Source organism: Streptomyces sp. NPDC048603 (genome assembly GCF_043199475.1).
Lineage (GTDB): Bacteria > Actinomycetota > Actinomycetes > Streptomycetales > Streptomycetaceae > Streptomyces.
On record NZ_JBICVY010000010.1, the window covers coordinates 341021 to 358107 of the forward strand.

Annotated in this window: 13 protein-coding genes; 6 read left to right on the top strand and 7 right to left on the bottom strand. The window is 72.6% G+C overall.

The window, feature by feature from the left end:
• The first annotated feature begins 86 nt into the window (after window positions 1-86).
• From gltB to ACGFQ9_RS26175, 3 genes are all read left to right on the top strand, one after another.
• Window positions 87-4634, top strand: a complete 4548-nt coding sequence (gene gltB, locus ACGFQ9_RS26165; protein ID WP_393577109.1) for a glutamate synthase large subunit — start codon at window positions 87-89, stop codon at window positions 4632-4634.
• Window positions 4627-6090 carry a glutamate synthase subunit beta gene (locus tag ACGFQ9_RS26170; protein WP_393576983.1) on the top strand — a complete coding sequence of 488 codons (1464 nt, stop codon included), beginning with the start codon at window positions 4627-4629 and terminating at the stop codon, window positions 6088-6090. The genes gltB and ACGFQ9_RS26170 overlap by 8 nt, the downstream gene beginning before the upstream one ends.
• A 416-nt stretch (window positions 6091-6506) precedes the next feature.
• Complete coding sequence (locus ACGFQ9_RS26175; RefSeq protein WP_393576984.1) at window positions 6507-7304, top strand: hypothetical protein; 798 nt, start codon at window positions 6507-6509, stop codon at window positions 7302-7304.
• Window positions 7305-7389: 85 nt separating this feature from the next.
• Here the strand turns inward: ACGFQ9_RS26175 and fusA are convergent, their stop codons facing one another.
• From fusA to ACGFQ9_RS26190, 3 genes are all read right to left on the bottom strand, one after another.
• The gene (gene fusA / locus ACGFQ9_RS26180) at window positions 7390-9456 is read right to left on the bottom strand and encodes an elongation factor G (RefSeq protein WP_393576985.1); all 2067 of its coding nucleotides are present in this window, start codon (window positions 9454-9456) and stop codon (window positions 7390-7392) included.
• 85 nt (window positions 9457-9541) lie between these two features.
• The gene (locus ACGFQ9_RS26185) at window positions 9542-9679 is read right to left on the bottom strand and encodes a hypothetical protein (protein WP_393576986.1); all 138 of its coding nucleotides are present in this window, start codon (window positions 9677-9679) and stop codon (window positions 9542-9544) included.
• A gap of 148 nt (window positions 9680-9827) precedes the next feature.
• Window positions 9828-10919 (bottom strand): DUF2330 domain-containing protein, encoded by a 1092-nt coding sequence (locus ACGFQ9_RS26190; protein ID WP_393576987.1) that lies wholly within the window; start codon window positions 10917-10919, stop codon window positions 9828-9830.
• Between the two features lie 135 nt (window positions 10920-11054).
• Here ACGFQ9_RS26190 and ACGFQ9_RS26195 point away from each other — a divergent pair, with 135 nt between their 5' ends.
• Window positions 11055-11801 (top strand): DUF4913 domain-containing protein, encoded by a 747-nt coding sequence (locus ACGFQ9_RS26195; protein WP_393576989.1) that lies wholly within the window; start codon window positions 11055-11057, stop codon window positions 11799-11801.
• 71 nt (window positions 11802-11872) lie between these two features.
• Here the strand turns inward: ACGFQ9_RS26195 and ACGFQ9_RS26200 are convergent, their stop codons facing one another.
• Entirely contained in the window at window positions 11873-12379 is a 507-nt protein-coding gene (locus ACGFQ9_RS26200) for a MarR family winged helix-turn-helix transcriptional regulator (RefSeq protein ID WP_393576990.1), read from the bottom strand.
• A 193-nt stretch (window positions 12380-12572) separates the two neighbouring features.
• Here ACGFQ9_RS26200 and ACGFQ9_RS26205 point away from each other — a divergent pair, with 193 nt between their 5' ends.
• On the top strand, window positions 12573-13757 hold the full coding sequence (locus ACGFQ9_RS26205; RefSeq protein ID WP_393576992.1) for an MFS transporter: 1185 nt from the start codon (window positions 12573-12575) through the stop codon (window positions 13755-13757).
• A 31-nt stretch (window positions 13758-13788) separates the two neighbouring features.
• Here ACGFQ9_RS26205 and ACGFQ9_RS26210 read toward each other — a convergent pair whose 3' ends face one another.
• The gene (locus ACGFQ9_RS26210) at window positions 13789-14307 is read right to left on the bottom strand and encodes a pyridoxamine 5'-phosphate oxidase family protein (protein WP_393576994.1); all 519 of its coding nucleotides are present in this window, start codon (window positions 14305-14307) and stop codon (window positions 13789-13791) included.
• A gap of 53 nt (window positions 14308-14360) precedes the next feature.
• Window positions 14361-15035, bottom strand: coding sequence for a PadR family transcriptional regulator (locus ACGFQ9_RS26215; RefSeq protein ID WP_393577110.1), 675 nt, complete (start codon window positions 15033-15035; stop codon window positions 14361-14363).
• Window positions 15036-15153: 118 nt separating this feature from the next.
• Between ACGFQ9_RS26215 and ACGFQ9_RS26220 the strand changes: the two genes are divergently transcribed.
• Window positions 15154-15882, top strand: a complete 729-nt coding sequence (locus tag ACGFQ9_RS26220; RefSeq protein ID WP_393576996.1) for an SDR family NAD(P)-dependent oxidoreductase — start codon at window positions 15154-15156, stop codon at window positions 15880-15882.
• A 62-nt stretch (window positions 15883-15944) separates the two neighbouring features.
• Here ACGFQ9_RS26220 and ACGFQ9_RS26225 read toward each other — a convergent pair whose 3' ends face one another.
• A complete protein-coding gene (locus ACGFQ9_RS26225; protein WP_393577112.1) occupies window positions 15945-16916 on the bottom strand; it encodes a GlxA family transcriptional regulator in 972 nt (323 codons plus the stop codon).
• Window positions 16917-17087 lie beyond the last annotated feature (171 nt).

Below are 17087 nucleotides of genomic sequence, written 5' to 3' on the forward strand. Positions count from 1 at the left end.
CCTATGCCACGACGACGACGGGAGAGCCGATGCGTTCCGCGTCCACGCACTCCGCGACCGGCCCCAGCAGCACCGCCTGGTCGCCCATGGACGGTCGCCCCGCCCCCCAGGGCATGTACGACCCGCGCAACGAGAAGGACGCCTGCGGCGTCGGCTTCGTGGCGAACCTCACCGGCGAGGCGACCCACACGCTCGTCGAGCAGGCACTGACCGTCCTGCGGAACCTCGAACACCGCGGAGCCACCGGCTCCGAGCCCGACTCCGGCGACGGCGCGGGCATCCTCTCCCAGGTCCCGGACGCCTTCCTCCGCGAGGTCGCCGGGTTCGAGCTCCCCGAGGCCGGCGCCTACGCCGTCGGCATCGCCTTCCTCGCCGGCGACGACAACGCACAGGTCGTCGCCGTCGAGCAGATCGAGGCGATCGCCGCCGAGGAGGGCCTCACCGTCCTCGGCTGGCGCGAGGTCCCCGTCACCCCCGACCTGCTCGGCAACGGCGCCCGCACCACCATGCCCGCCTTCCGCCAGCTGTTCGTGAGCAACGGCAACTCGGGCATCGAGCTGGACCGCAAGGCCTTCGTGCTGCGCAAGCGCGCCGAGCGCGAGGCCGGCACCTACTTCCCGTCGCTGTCGTCGCGCACCATCGTCTACAAGGGCATGCTGACCACCGGCCAGCTGGAGCCCTTCTTCCCGGACCTCTCCGACCGCCGCTTCGCCTCGGCGATCGCCCTGGTCCACTCCCGGTTCTCCACGAACACCTTCCCGTCGTGGCCGCTCGCCCACCCGTACCGCTTCGTCGCGCACAACGGCGAGATCAACACGGTCAAGGGCAACCGCAACTGGATGCGCGCCCGCGAGTCCCAGCTCGCCTCCGAGCTCTTCGGCGGCAAGGACGGCAAGGACCTCTCGCGGATCTTCCCGATCTGCACCCCGGACGCCTCCGACTCGGCCTCCTTCGACGAGGTCCTGGAGCTCCTCCACCTCGGCGGCCGCTCGCTGCCGCACAGCGTGCTGATGATGATCCCCGAGGCGTGGGAGAACCACACCTCCATGGACCCGGCGCGCAAGGCGTTCTACCAGTACCACGCGACGATGATGGAGCCGTGGGACGGCCCCGCCTGCGTCACCTTCACCGACGGCACCCAGGTCGGCGCGGTCCTCGACCGCAACGGTCTGCGCCCGGGCCGCTACTGGGTCACCGACGACGGCCTCGTCGTCCTCGGCTCCGAGGTCGGCGTCCTCGACATCGACCCGGCCAAGGTCGTCCGCAAGGGCCGCCTGCAGCCCGGCCGCATGTTCCTCGTCGACACCGCCCAGAAGCGGATCATCGAGGACGACGAGATCAAGGCGCAGCTCGCGGCCGAGGCCCCGTACGCCGAATGGCTGGAGTCCGGCGAGATCGAGCTCGAGGACCTCCCCGAGCGCGAGCACATCGTCCACACCCACGCCTCGGTCACCCGCCGCCAGCAGACCTTCGGCTACACCGAGGAAGAGCTCCGCGTCCTCCTCGCGCCGATGGCCCGCACCGGCGCCGAGCCGATCGGCTCCATGGGCACCGACTCGCCGATCGCCGCGCTCTCCGAGCGCCCCCGGCTGCTGTTCGACTACTTCACCCAGCTGTTCGCGCAGGTCACCAACCCGCCGCTGGACGCCATCCGCGAGGAGCTCGTCACCTCGCTGCGCTCCCACATCGGTCCCCAGGCGAACCTGCTGGAGCCGAGCGCCGCGTCCTGCCGCAACGTGATGCTGCCGTTCCCGGTGATCGACAACGACGAGCTCGCCAAGCTCATCCACATCAACGCCGACGGCGACATGCCGGGCATGAAGGCCGCGACCCTGTCCGGCCTGTACCGGGTCTCCGGCGGCGGCGAGGCCCTCGCCGCCCGCATCGAGGCCATCTGCGCCGAGGCCGACGCCGCCATCGAGGACGGCGCCCGCCTGATCGTCCTCTCGGACCGCCACTCGGACGCCGAGCACGCGCCGATCCCGTCGCTGCTGCTCACCTCCGCGGTGCACCACCACCTCATCCGCACCAAGCAGCGCACCCACGTGGGCCTGCTGGTCGAGGCCGGCGACGTCCGCGAGGTCCACCACGTGGCCCTCCTCATCGGTTACGGTGCCGCGGCCGTCAACCCGTACCTGGCCATGGAGTCGGTCGAGGACCTGCTGCGCGCAGGCACCTTCCTCTCCGGCCTGGAGCCCGAGAAGGCCATCAAGAACCTGATCTACTCCCTCGGCAAGGGCGTACTGAAGGTCATGTCCAAGATGGGCATCTCCACCGTCGCCTCCTACCGCGGCGCGCAGGTCTTCGAGGCCATCGGCCTGAACGACGAGTTCGTCGCGAAGTACTTCCAGGGCACCGCCACCAAGATCGGCGGCGCCGGCCTGGACGTCATCGCCAAGGAGGTGGCCGCCCGCCACGCCAAGGCGTACCCGGCCTCCGGCATCGCCCCGGCGCACCGCGCGCTGGAGATCGGCGGCGAGTACCAGTGGCGCCGCGAGGGCGAGCCGCACCTGTTCGACCCGGACACGGTCTTCCGCCTCCAGCACGCCACCCGGCAGCGCCGCTACGACATCTTCAAGCAGTACACGGACCGGGTGAACGAGCAGTCCGAGCGCCTCATGACGCTCCGCGGCCTGTTCGGCCTCACCTCCGACCGCCCGTCGATCTCCATCGACGAGGTCGAGCCGGTCTCCGAGATCGTCAAGCGCTTCTCCACCGGCGCCATGTCGTACGGCTCCATCTCCAAGGAGGCGCACGAGACCCTCGCCATCGCCATGAACCAGCTGGGCGGCAAGTCCAACACCGGTGAGGGCGGCGAGGACCCGGAGCGCCTGTACGACCCGGCGCGCCGTTCGTCGATCAAGCAGGTCGCCTCCGGCCGCTTCGGCGTCACCTCCGAGTACCTGGTCAACGCGGACGACATCCAGATCAAGATGGCGCAGGGTGCCAAGCCCGGCGAGGGCGGCCAGCTGCCCGGCCACAAGGTCTACCCGTGGGTCGCCAAGACCCGGCACTCCACCCCGGGCGTCGGCCTGATCTCCCCGCCGCCGCACCACGACATCTACTCCATCGAGGACCTGGCTCAGCTGATCCACGACCTCAAGAACGCCAACCCGGGCGCGCGCATCCACGTGAAGCTCGTCTCCGAGGTCGGCGTCGGCACGGTCGCCGCGGGTGTCTCCAAGGCGCACGCGGACGTGGTCCTGATCTCCGGCCACGACGGCGGCACGGGTGCCTCCCCGCTGACCTCGCTGAAGCACGCGGGCGGCCCCTGGGAGCTCGGCCTGGCCGAGACCCAGCAGACCCTGCTGCTCAACGGCCTGCGCGACCGGATCGTCGTCCAGACCGACGGCCAGCTCAAGACCGGCCGCGACGTGGTCATCGCCGCGCTGCTCGGCGCCGAGGAGTTCGGTTTCGCGACCGCGCCGCTCGTCGTCTCCGGCTGCGTCATGATGCGCGTCTGCCACCTGGACACCTGCCCGGTCGGCATCGCCACCCAGAACCCGGTGCTCCGCGACCGCTTCTCCGGCAAGCCGGAGTTCGTGGTGAACTTCTTCGAGTTCATCGCGGAGGAGGTGCGCGAGCTCCTCGCCGAGCTGGGCTTCCGCACGATCGAGGAGGCCGTCGGTCACGCCGAGCTGCTCGACACCTCGCGTGCCGTCACCCACTGGAAGGCGCAGGGTCTCGACCTGGAGCCGCTGTTCCACGTGCCGGACCTGCCGGAGGGCGCGGTCCGCCACGCCCTGGTCGCCCAGGACCACGGCCTGGAGAAGGCGCTCGACAACGAGCTGATCGAGCTCGCCGCCGACGCGCTGACCGCCGCCACCGCGCAGGAGGCGCAGCCGGTCCGGGCCCGGGTCGCGATCCGGAACATCAACCGGACCGTCGGCACCATGCTCGGCCACGAGGTCACCAAGAAGTTCGGCGGTGCGGGCCTGCCCGACGACACCATCGACCTGACCTTCACCGGCAGCGCCGGCCAGTCCTTCGGCGCCTTCGTGCCGAAGGGTGTCACCCTCCGCCTGGAGGGCGACGCCAACGACTACGTCGGCAAGGGCCTCTCCGGCGGCCGGGTCGTGGTCCGCCCGGACCTCGGCGCCGACCACCTGGCCGAGTACTCGGTCATCGCCGGCAACACCATCGGCTACGGCGCGACCAGCGGTGAGATGTTCCTCCGCGGTCGCACCGGCGAGCGCTTCTGCGTCCGCAACTCCGGTGCGCTGGTGGTCTCGGAGGGCGTGGGCGACCACGGCTGCGAGTACATGACCGGCGGTACGGCGGTCGTCCTCGGCGAGACCGGGCGCAACTTCGCGGCCGGCATGTCCGGTGGCGTCGCGTACGTCATCGACCTCGACCGCGACAACGTCAACGTCGGCAACCTCGACGCCGTCGAGGCCCCGTCCGACGAGGACAAGCAGTGGCTGCACGACGTGGTGCGCCGCCACGAGGAGGAGACCGGCTCGACGGTGGCCGCGAAGCTCCTCGCCGACTGGGACGCCGCGGCGGCCCGGTTCAGCAAGATCATCCCGACCACGTACAAGGCAGTGCTCGCCGCCAAGGACGCCGCTGAGCTGGCCGGTCTCTCCGAGGCCGAGACCACCGAGAAGATGATGGAGGCGGCGACCCATGGCTGACCCGAAGGGCTTCCTCACCACCACCCGCCAGACCGCCTGCTCGCGTCCCGTCGAGGAGCGGCTCCAGGACTGGAACGAGGTCTACGTCCCCGGCTCCCTGCTGCCGATCATCAGCAAGCAGGCCGGCCGCTGCATGGACTGCGGCATCCCGTTCTGCCACAACGGCTGCCCGCTGGGGAACCTGATCCCCGAGTGGAACGACTTCGCCTACCGCGAGGACTGGTCGGCGGCGTCGGAGCGGCTGCACGCGACGAACAACTTCCCGGAGTTCACGGGCCGTCTGTGCCCGGCCCCGTGTGAGTCGGCGTGCGTGCTCGGCATCAACCAGCCGGCCGTCACCATCAAGAACGTCGAGGTCTCGATCATCGACAAGGCGTGGGACAACGGGGACGTCACCCCGCAGGCCCCGGAGCGCCTGTCCGGCAAGACCGTCGCCGTCATCGGCTCGGGCCCGGCGGGTCTGGCCGCGGCCCAGCAGCTGACCCGGGCCGGCCACACCGTGGTGGTGTACGAGCGCGCGGACCGCATCGGCGGCCTGCTCCGCTACGGCATCCCCGAGTTCAAGATGGAGAAGGTGCACATCAACCGCCGCATCGAGCAGATGCGCGCGGAGGGCACCAAGTTCCGCACCGGCATCGAGGTCGGCCGCGACATCACGGCGACCGACCTGCGGAAGCGGTTCGACGCGGTGGTCGTGGCCGCCGGCGCCACCGTCTCCCGCGACCTGCCGGTACCTGGCCGGGAGCTGAACGGCATCCACTTCGCGATGGAGTACCTGCCACTCGCGAACAAGGTCCAGGAGGGCGACTTCCTCGCCCCGCCGATCACCGCCGAGGGCAAGCACGTGGTGGTCATCGGCGGCGGCGACACCGGCGCGGACTGCGTGGGCACCGCCCACCGCCAGGGCGCGGCCTCGGTCACCCAGCTGGAGATCATGCCCCGCCCGAACGAGGAGCGGAACGCGGTCTCCCAGCCCTGGCCGACCTTCCCGATGCTGTACAAGGTCACCTCGGCCCACGAGGAGGGCGGCGAGCGGATCTACTCCGTCAACACCACCCGCTTCGAGGGCGACGAGGACGGCAACGTCCAGGCGCTGCACCTGGTCGAGGTCGAGTTCGTGGACGGCAAGCTGACCACGAAGCCGGGCACCGAGCGGGTCATCCCGGCCCAGCTGGTCACCCTGGCCATGGGCTTCACCGGCACGGACCAGGCCAACGGTCTGGTCGAGCAGTTCGGCGTGGACCTGGACGCGCGGGGCAACATCGCCCGCGACGCCTCGTACGCGACCAACGTCGACGGCGTCTTCGTCGCCGGCGACGCCGGCCGCGGCCAGTCCCTGATCGTGTGGGCCATCGCGGAAGGCCGCTCGGCCGCCCGCGGCGTGGACCGCTACCTGACGGGCGCGAGCACCCTCCCGTACCCGGTCAAGCCGACCGACCGCGCGATCGCGGTCTGACGCACAGCACTTTCGGTGCCCCGGGGCCTCCCGCCCCGGGCACCGGGATCTTGCAGTAGCCCTCCGGCTCCGGCCGGGGACCCCTCATACGGTCCGTACAACGGCGTGCGGAACTCCGACACGGCGCCCGTCATGACACCAGTCCTGGACGCCGCACTCGCACCGCTCGGCCGCAGGCGGCCTCCCGGGCTTCGCCCGGCTGCGCCGGCCTCCGGCCGTCGGGTGGGGGTTGAGGTCTTGCAGTAGCCCTCCGGCTCCGGCCGGGGACCCCTCATACGGTCCGTACAACGGCGTGCGGAACTCCGACACGGCGCCCGTCATGTCCCCGACCAGGGATGACGGGCGCCGTGGCGTGTTCCGGGGGCGGGTGCCACCCGGGTGTCACGAGTGCCGCTGCCCGCACTAGCCTCCGTACCGTGACCGACCTCCTCAGCCGGAACGGCGACGCGCAGGGCGCCGAACTCCCGCATCACCAAACGCTCCTGGACGGTACGGACTGGGGTTCGCTGGCCACCCCGGCCGGGACGGGAGAGGATCTGCCCGGGGCTCTGGCACTCCTCCTCGACGCCGACCCGGACATCAGGGCGGTCGCCGTCAGGGATGCGCTCGGAGCCGTCACCCACCAGAACAGCATCTACGAAGCCACCGTGCCGGTGGCGTTGTACGTCGCCGCGATCCTCGGCCACCCGGCCATCGCAACGGGGGAAAACGGGCAGGGAGACGCCCGGGCGCCGTACCGCCGCCCCACCCGTGCGGCACTGCTGGACTGGCTCAGGGAAACCGCCGACGACGCCGACGACGCGACCGTCGCCGCAGGCGAACGCTTCTTCGGCAAGACGTTCCTCGACGAATGCCCCGAGATCCGGGCGTTCCGGGACCTGCGCCCCGCGCTCTACTCCGGGGTCCGGCCCCTCCTCGACCACGAGGATGCGAAGGTGCGGCATGCCGCCCTCGTCGCAGCCGTCCCCCTGGCGGAACACCCCGACCTCGCGCCGCACAAGGGCGAACTCGTTTCCCATGCCAACGACTTGCTGACCACGAGCACGGACCGCCGCACACGCGATCGTACTCTGGAGGCGCTCAAGGCATGGGGCCACGACATCCGCGAGCTGGAGACCGCGGAGGACATCGCGGCCCGCGTGCTCCGCGCCCGCCTGGCCGCCGAATGGGACGCCCGGACGCGTGGTGGCTATTCGGAAGAGCCTCCGTTCTGAGAACGCTCGCTGCCCGTCCCGCCGCCGCGCCGCGACCCGCAGATGTCGCCGGGTGCGGCGCGGCTGTCCGCAGGGCGGGCCGGCGCTACCGCTTCAGGAGCTCGGCCGCGACCGCCGCCGGGGCCGGGGCGAGGCCCGAGGGGCGGGTGGTGAAGGTGCCGCGGCCCTGGGTGCGGCTGCGGAGGCGGGAGGCGTAGCCGAAGAGTTCGGCCAGCGGGACCTCCGCCGTGATCACCGAGGTGCCGGAGCGGGAGGTGGAGCCGGAGACGCGGCCCCGGCGGGAGGCGAGGTCACCGAGGACTCCGCCGACCGCGTCCTCCGGGACGGTGACCGTGACCTCCGCGACGGGTTCCAGAAGTTCGAGGGTGCTCGCGCGGAGTGCCTCGCGCAGGCCGAAGCGGCCCGCCGCCCGGAACGCCATCTCCGAGGAGTCCTTGGTGTGGGTCGCGCCGTCGGTGAGCGTGACCCTGAGGCCCGTCACCGGGTGGCCGCCCAGCGGGCCCTCCGCCAGGGCGTCCCGGCAGCCGGCCTCCACCGCGCGCACGAACTCCTGCGGCACCCGGCCGCCGGTCACCGTCGAGCGGAACACGAAGGTCTCCTCTTCTCCGGTGAGCGGTTCCACGTCGAGGACGATGTGCGCGAACTGGCCCGCGCCGCCGTCCTGTTTGACGTGCCGGTGGACGAAGCCCGCCACCCCGCGGACCACCGTCTCCCGGTACGAGACCTGGGGGCGGCCGACCGTGACCTCCACCCCGCGGTCGCGGCGGATCTTCTCCACCGCCACCTCCAGGTGCAGTTCTCCCATCCCGGAGAGCAGGGTCTGGCCGGTCTCGCCGTCCGTGCGGACGACCAGGGACGGGTCCTCCTCCATCAGATGGGCCAGGGCGGACGCCAGCCGGCCGGTGTCGGTGCTCCGGCGGGCCTCGACGGCCACCGACACCACCGGCTCGGCCGCCGACGGCGGTTCGAGCACCAGGGGGGCCGACGGCGCGCAGAGCGTGGTGCCGGCGCGGGCCGACTTCAGCCCGATGACCGCGACGATGTCACCCGCCACCGCCTCCTCCCTTTCCTGGTGGCGGTCGGCCTGCACCCGCAGGATGCGGCCGATGCGTTCGGTCCGGCCGGTGACAGGGTCCAGCACCGACTCGCCCTTGCGGAGCGTGCCCGCGTAGACGCGTACGTACGTGAGCCTGCCCGTCGGGGTCGCCGCGACCTTGAAGGCCAGGGCGGTGAAGGGGGCGGAGGGGTCCGCTTCCCGTTCCTGTTCCGTTTCCGCCAGGGTGCCGCGTACCGGCGGGACGTCGGCGGGGGAGGGCAGGTACGCCAGGACCGCGTCCAGCAGCGGTTCGACGCCACGGTTCTTGTACGCCGATCCGCACAGCACCACCACGCCGTCCCCGGACAGGGTCAGTTCGCGAAGGGCCGTGGAAAGGGTCCCGGCGGTCAGGGTGCCCGCCGTGCAGAACTCCTCCAGCGCGGCCGGATGGAGGCCGGCGACCGTCTCCTCCAGGAGGCGGCGCCGTCGGCCCGCTTCCTCACGGAGTTCCGGCGGGACCGCGCCGACGGTGTGTGCGTCGGAGGTGCCGTCCCAGGTCAGGGCCTCCATGCGGAGGAGGTCCACGAGGCCGGTGAAGCCGGACTCCCCGCCGATCGGCAGCTGCACCACCAGCGGTACGGCGCCCAGCCGGTCCCGGATCGAGGCGACCGCCCGGTCGAGGTCGGCGCCCGCCCGGTCCAGCTTGTTGACGAACGCGATCCGCGGGACGCCGTGCCGGTCGGCCTGCCGCCACACCGATTCGCTCTGCGGTTCCACCCCGGCGACGGCGTCGAACACGGCGACCGCCCCGTCCAGCACCCGCAGGGAGCGTTCGACCTCGTCGGAGAAGTCGACGTGGCCGGGGGTGTCGATCAGGTTGACCCGGTGCCCGTCCCAGGTGCAGCTGACGGCCGCGGCGAAGATGGTGATGCCGCGGGCGCGTTCCTGCGCGTCGAAGTCGGTGACGGTGGTGCCGTCGTGGACCTCGCCCCGTTTGTGGATGGTGCCGGTCGCGAACAGGACGCGTTCGGTGAGGGTGGTCTTGCCGGCGTCGACGTGGGCGAGGATGCCGATGTTGCGGACGGTGCTCAGGGGGTTGACGAGGTGCGTGCGCATGGCCGATGGCCTTTCGAAGAATGCGTGCGTGCGAGCAGGGCAGCGCGATTCCCCGGACGGCGGAGCGCGTGAGGGCGACTCAGGCTCAGAAGTGCGTCACGGGCATGCGGTGACGGCCGCGCAGCCGGCACCGCATGCACGAGGACACCCGGATCACGTCGTACCGGGCGGGGGGAACGAAGGCGACGGCGGCAGCGGCGGCGATGACACGGCTGCGGCACATGACCTGTTCCCCTTCTCTTCGGTTCGGTACGGGACGACGGCGCGAGCGGGTACTCGCCCGTTCGCCACCGCGAGTGTAGGGAGCGGTGCCGGTCCCGGGCACCGCATTTTCCGTGCCTGCCCGTCAGGCCCCGTACCACGGGCTCGGATCAGCGGGCGGCGGCGGGGCGCGCCCGGCGGCGGAGGCGGAGTGTGACCAGTGCCGCGGTCGCCGCCAGGAGGACGGAGGCCGTGGTGAGCAGCCAGGCCGGGATGCCGGGGCCGACGGTGAGGAGCGCGTTGGTGTACGTGGCGCGGCGGTACGGGGTGTCCTTCGGGCTGCGGACGAGTTCGTGGTCGGAGGTGATGGCGGACGGCCGCGGGAAGTCCTGCTCGACGGCGGTCAGGAAGACCGGTCGGCCGTTGGTCAGGGAGGCCAGGGGGGCGTCGGAGTCAGGCTCGACGCGTCCCGCGAAGGTGACCTCGGGGGCTTCGCCGCCGATCGCGTCACGGGGCTCCATGCGGTGGTCGGCCAGCACGTACAGGCCGAGTGCCTGCGGCGTACGGGCCAGCCTGGACAGGCGCATCGGATAGACCAGGCGGTCGCTGGCGAAGCGGATCCGCAGCGGGTCCAGGGTGCCGTACAGCTTCCGGCCCGGCTCGCGCGGGGCGAGGCGTACGGCGACGTACTCCCAGCGCTGTTCCACGTACGGGCGCAGTTCCGAGGCCAGGCCGGGCGGCAGCTCGAAGCCGTTGGAGGCGAGCCAGTTCCGCAGCGCTTCGGGGTCCGTGGCGGTCAGCCGGGCCACGTCGAAGTCGCCGAGCTGCTCGCGCCCGACCACGCCGACCGGCGCGCCCGCGCCTGGCGCGGCGGCGGCTGCGCCGTCGCTCGTACCGCTGGAGAACGGCCAGTCGTTCCCCCGGGGCCAGAAGTAGTGGCGGGTCTTCCGCTCCGGCCTGGTCAGCCAGGCCAGATCGGCGAACAGGGCCGGGTCGCCGAGCTCCACCGTCGCCCGGCTCGGCACCGGCATGATCCACGCGGCCCGCGGTGCGTCCCCGTTCACGGTGAAGCTCATGACGATCTGCTCGGTGCGCCCGTCCCAATGGACCGCCGACGTCTCCTTCTCCACGCCCAGCCGCGCGGTGCGGTCGGTGACCATGGCCCCGCAGCCGCACGCGTACGCCGGAGCGACCAGGGTGGCGCCCTGCAGGGCCAGGAGTACGGCGGCCAGGGTCAGGAATCTGCTTTTCCTCTTCTGCACGCGGTATCCGACGCGGCCGGAACCCCGGGTGGTTCCCCGGGCGGGCGCGCCCGGGCGCTGAGGGTGGTCAATTGGGCTCCAAGGAAGACGTTCCGCATTATCGTCGCTGCGACGATAATGGGTTATCGTCGCTCCATGGACGAAGCATCGAACGAGAACACCGGCTCCACGGACGGTGCGGCGACCGCCCATGCGCGGCGGGTGGCGGCGATGGTCACCGCCGAGGCCGCGGGCGAGGAGTGGGCGAGGAGTCACCACGTGACCTTGGCCTCCTTTCTGGCCGGCGCCCGGTCGGCGCGCGAGGAGAGCCATCGCGCCCGGCAGCTGGACGACTGGAGGAAGCGGCTCGTCGACTGCCTGGAGGCGGATGCCTATGCCGAGGTCGCCGAGCTGCAGGAACAGCTCCAGGGCTGGCTCCTGGACGAGCTCCGGCGGCGCGACGGCGCCCTGGGCGCGCTGCTGCACGCGTACGCCCCGCCCAGGCCGCGGCGCGAACCGCGTTCCGTCTTCCCCGCGCCGGCCTCGGACGCCGCCCCCGGTGACGAGCCCGCGTTCTACTTCGCCGACGTCTTCGAGTTCGTCACCGCCTACCTGGCCCACGTCATCCGCCGCCCGCTGGACGGGACGTCGGCGACATGGTGCCCGCGCTGGTGGGACCACCCCGAGGCCGGGGCCCGGCTCTCCGCGCTCTGGCTGGCCTGGGAGCACCTGCGCCATGACCCGGCCCTCGGCATGACCACGTGGTGGATCCAGCATGCCGACCCGCACCTGCGCGTTCTGATGGACCCCGGGCAGGGCCCGTTCGCCGGCTGCTCACCCGAGGGGCACACGCGGACACCGTTCGCACCGCTCCCCAACGACCCGTACGACCCGGACCACTGACCCGGACCACTGACCCGGGCCTTCGGCTCGGCCCCTCCCCGGCGCCCTTGCCGTCCGCGGACGGTGACGGCCTAGCCGAGGGAGGTGTCGCCGAGCGACTCCAGGAGGGTGCGGAGGGTGGCTCCGGCGGCCTCGGCCTCCTCGCGGGGCAGGCCCCCGAGGATGTCGGCGAGGTTCCGGAAGTGGCCCTCCATCACCTCGTCGATGAGGGTGCGGCCGTGCGGGGTGAGCCGGATCAGTACCTGGCGGCGGTCCTCCGGGTCGCGGACGCGTTCGACCAGGCCCTTGGCCTCCATGCGGTCGATCCGGTTGGTGATCGCGCCCGAGGTGACCATGGAGGCCTTCAGGAAGGCGCCGGCCGTCATCGCGTACGGCGGACCGGAGCGCCGCAGGGTGGTCAGCACGTCGAACTCGCCGAGTTCCAGGCCGTGCCCGCCGAGGAAGGCCTTGTACTCGCGGTCGATGACGCGGGACAGGCGCTGGACCCGGCCCAGCAGCTGGACGGGCCACATCTCCGCTTCCAGATCGGGTCGTTCCGCACCCCACTGGCCGATGATCGCGTCGATCGCGTCGCTCACCGCACTCTCCTCTCAACGTAGACCTTCTCAATGTTAAGAGACTTGACGGGCAGCGAATCACGGGCCATTCTCTTAACGTTGAGATAGTGAATGTTGAGAGGTGGGGGTCGTCATGGGCGTGCGGCTGGGGACGCGGACGGTGCGAAGGGGCTCGGGTGCGGGTCCGGGTGCGGCTGCGGCTGCGGGTCCGGCGGTGGAAGCGGGCCGCGGGGCGGCGCCCGTCCACCCCCTGTGGCTGGCCCTGCTCGCCACCCCGGCCGCCGCCGGGGCCAACGCACCCGTGCTGACCCTGCCCGACATCGCCGCCGCCTGGGGGACCGGGACCGCCTCCGCCGCCTGGTTCGTACAGCTCTATGCCTGGGGCATGGCGATCGGCACCCCGCTGATGGCCGGCCTGGTGCGGCAGCGCGGCGCCCGCCCGGCGCTGTGGACCGGCGCCCTGCTGGTCCTCGGTGGGACGGTGGTGCTCGCCGCGGCCCCCTGGCTGCCCCTGGCCCTGGCGGGCCGGACCGCGCAGGCGCTCGGCGCGGCCGGGCTGATCGCGGTCGCCCTCGGCCTGGCCGGATCCGCCCGCCGGATGGGCGTGGTCAGCGCCGGGTTCGGTGTGCTCGGAGCCACCGGGCCCCTCCTGGGCTCCTGGATCGAGGGGGCCCTGTCGTGGCGGGTCGCGCTCTCGGTGTCCGTCCTCGCGCTGGTCGCCGTACCGGCCGTCGCCCGGCACACCCGCGCGGGGCGGCCCGACCCGGCCACCCCCTTCGACGGGCGCGGCGCCGGGCTGCTCCTCGCCCTGGTCACCGCCCTGGTGCTGGTACCCCGCCACCCGCTGCCCGCCCTGGCCCTCGCCCTCCCGCTGGGCGCCCTGCTCGCCGCCCACGTCCGCGCCCGTTCCACGGGCTTCGTGCCCGTCGCCGTGCTGCGCGCCCCCGGCTTCCTCTCCTCCGCGCTGATCGCCGGCGCGCTGTCCACCTCGTACTTCACCCTGCTGTTCGCCGTCCCGCGGTGGCTGGGCGAGCGCACCGACTGGTCCGCCGGAGCCATCGGCGCCGGGCAGCTGGCAGCCCTGCTGACCGGCTCCGTCCTGTCCTGGCTGCTGGCGGCGGCCTCCGTCCGGCTCGGCCACGGCCGGGTGCTCGCCGTGCTGCTCACGGCCGGCGGCCTGGCCCTGGCGATGGCCGTGGCCGGCCCGTGGGCCGCGCTGCTGCTGCCCGCCGCCGGCCTGGCCGTGTTCGCGACCACCGGTGGCCAGGCCACCCTCGGGGTGCGGGCCGCCGCCCGGGTCGACGCGGGACAGCGGCCCGCCGCCCTCGGCCTCTTCACCCTCTGCTACCAGCTCGGCGGGGCCTTCGGGCCGGCCCTCGCCGTCCTCCTCGTCTCCTGAGAATCCCGGGCCCGCCTCCCGGAGGCGCCCCTCAGGAGGCCGCTCCGGGCGGGTCCTCCCTCACCGGCTCGTCGTCGTCGCCCCGGCGCAGGGTGTGCAGGCCCTTCGCCGGGGTCCAGGCCCGGACCACCAGCTCGTCGCCCTCCACGCTGATCCGCACCACCTCCGTCAGCTCCACGCGGAACAGGTGGAACGGGTGCTCCGTCCCGGTCTCCTCCGCGAACCGGTGCTGCTCCGGCGGGTCCACGACCTCGATCGCCCGGCCCGAGATCCGCACGTCCCCGTCCGGCATGGTCTCGTCCGCGCCCGGGTTGCTGTGCAGCGAGAACCGCGGGTCGTGCCGGAGGTCCAGCGCCTTCATCGAGCCGGGCATCATCCCCAGCCACAGCTCCCCGCCGCGGAACTCGGTGTTCAGGCCGCTCACCCGGGGCGAGCCGTCCCGGCGCAGGGTGGCCAGGACGTGGTGCTTGTACTGCCCGAAGCGCTTCTGCACCTGGTCCGCGAACTCCGGCTCGGCCTTCTCGAACGCTGCCCAGTTGTTCGTCGTCATAGCTCCATCAAAGCGCCAGGCGGGCCGACGGCCGGTGCGGCGCTCCGTGACCTCTAGAGGCGCCCGTCGGCTTCCGCGCCGAGCCGCTCGATGTCGGAGAGCATGGCGGTCGCGAGGTCGCGCTCGGAGGCGTAGTACCGCTCGGCCCACTTGAGCGTGAGCGCCGGGTACGCCCCCGCGGCCCCGTCCCGGACCTCCTGCGTGTCCCGCTCGTCCTGCGCACCCTCTGCGTCCTCTGCGTCCTGTGCGTCCCGCGCGTCGGCCGCCGCGCGCAGCCGCATCGACTCGGCGAACTCCTCTTGCCGGCGCAGGACTTCGCGCATCTGTCCCGGCTCCAGCAGGTGCCCCAGCCAGAGCCGGAGCATCGGGCCGTGCTTGAGCACCGGCGCGTCGACCGGGGTCTCGCGTGCCCAGTCCCGTACGGCGGCCAGGCCCTCGTCGGTGATCCGGTACACCCGCTTGTCGCGGGTCCCGGTCTCCTGGGCGACCATCCGCGAGGCGGCGTAGCCGGCCTTCTCCAGCCGCTTGAGCTCGCTGTAGATCTGGCTGAAGGACGGGCTCCAGTAGAAGAAGCACAGGGACCGGTCCGACCACTTCTTCAGGTCGTAGCCGGAGAGTTCGCCGCCGAAGGACAGCAGGCCGAGCACGGCCCAGCCGGTCGCGGGGAGGCCGCGCCGGTTCCCGGGGTCCCGTGCCGTGTCCGTCGTGTCGTCTGCCACGGTGCGCAGTCTAGGCCGGGGCGCGCACCGCCGTCCGGCCGTCTTCCTCTCTGCGGCCACGCCTGCTACATGTATGCCTATTAGAAATAGCCGGGTTTCCCGGCGTGACTGTTCGGAGGGTGGGGGAGTGACCGCACTCGACGGCAAGGTGGTGCTGATCACCGGCGCGGGACGCGGCCAGGGCGCGGCCGAGGCCCGGTTGTGCGCGGAGGCGGGGGCGCGGGTCGTCCTCACCGACCTGAGGGAGGAGGAGGGCCGGGCGGTCGCCGCCGAACTCGGCGGCCAGGGCGTGTTCGTCCGTCACGACGTGGCCGACCCGGTGGGCTGGGACGCGGCGGTACGCGCGGCGGTCGACGCCTTCGGCACGGTCTCGGCGCTGGTCAACAACGCGGCGCTGTGGCGCACCGCGCACGTGGAGCAGCAGAGCCTGGAGGGCTTCGAGGAGCTGATCCGGGTCAACCTGCTCGGCCCCTTCCTCGGCATCCGGGCGGTCGCCCCGGTGCTGCGGGCGGCCGGCGGCGGGTCGATCGTCAACATCTCCTCCACCGCCGGCCTGGTCGGCATCCCCGGCCACGCGGCCTACGGGTCCACCAAGTCCGGGCTGCGCGGCCTGACCCGCTCGGCCGCGCTCGACCTGGGCGCGGACCGGATCCGGGTCAACTCGGTGCACCCCGGGGCGGTCGACACCCCGATGGTCGCCGGGGCGGTCGCCGGGCGGGACTGGGCGCACCTGGCGCTGGGCCGGATGGGCCGCCCCGAGGAGGTCGGCGGGCTGGTGCTGTTCCTGTGCTCGGACGCCTCCTCGTACATCACCGGCGCGGAATTCACGGTGGACGGCGGCATGACCGCGGCCTGAGATCCCCACTGCGCCGCCCGCCCGCCCGCCCGCCCGCGCCCGCCCCGCACGGTGGACACTCCCTATGCCCTGGCGTCCGCCATCCGGCCGGCCGGCCGCGGGCCGCGGGCCGGGTGTGCGGACGGGAAAGCCCGCCGGTACTCCGTCGGGGACACGCCCAGGTGCAGGGCGAACAGGCGGCGCAGGTTGTTCGCCGTCCCGAGCCCGCTCCGCTCCCCGACGTGGTCGATCGGGAGGTCGGTCGTCTCCAGCAGTTCCTGTGCCCTGTTCAGGCGTTGGGCCAGCAGCCATTGCAGCGGTGTGATGCCGACCGCCGACCGCATCCGGCGGTGGAAGGTCCGCGGGCTCATGCCGGCACGTGCGGCGAGATCGTCGACCGGGAGCGTCCGGTGGAGGTTGTCGGCAGCCCAGGCCAGGACCGGCATGAGGCTGTCGTCGTCGGTCTCGGGAACCGGGCGCTCGACGAACTGGGCCTGTCCGCCCGGCCGGTGGGCCGGCACGACGAGGACGCGAGCCAGCTGGTTCGCGACCTGCGCGCCGAGGTCCCGGCGCACCAGGTGCAGGCACAGGTCCAGGCCGCCGCTCATGCCGGCGCTGGTCAGCACGTTACCGTCGTCGATGTAGAGGACCTGGTCGTCGACGTCGACCTTCGGGTAGCGGCGGGCGAGGGTCGCGGTGTGCGCCCAGTGCGCGGTGGCCGGGCGGCCGTCCAGCAGTCCGGCGGCGGCGAGCGCGAACGCGCCGTTGCAGAGCGAGGCGATCCGCTTCCCCGCGTCGGCGGCCTCGCGCAGCGCGGCGATCAGCTCGGCCGGGACCTCACGGGTGCCGTCGATGCACTCCTCCGGCACCGCCGGGACGAGGACGGTGTCGGCGCGGGCCAGTTCGTCGAGCCCGTAGGGCGCGTTCAGCGCGAACCCCGGCGCGCCGTCCGCCGCTTCCGGTGATACGCCGCACAGTCGCAGGTCGTACCAGGGGTCGAAGAGTCCGTCGTGCCGGACGCCGAACACGGCGCAGGCCAGCCCGATCTCGAACATGTCCCACGGCGGGAGAGCCCGGTCGTTGAAGACCACCAGGGCGACGGACCCGGGGCGCCTCGGGTCGCTCGGCTCACTCGGGGCGCTGGGTTCGCTCACATCGGAAGCCTATGGCAGGAATCTGGTGAATGTCGTCAGTCCTGCCCATGTCGTGACGGTTCGCCGCTTGCG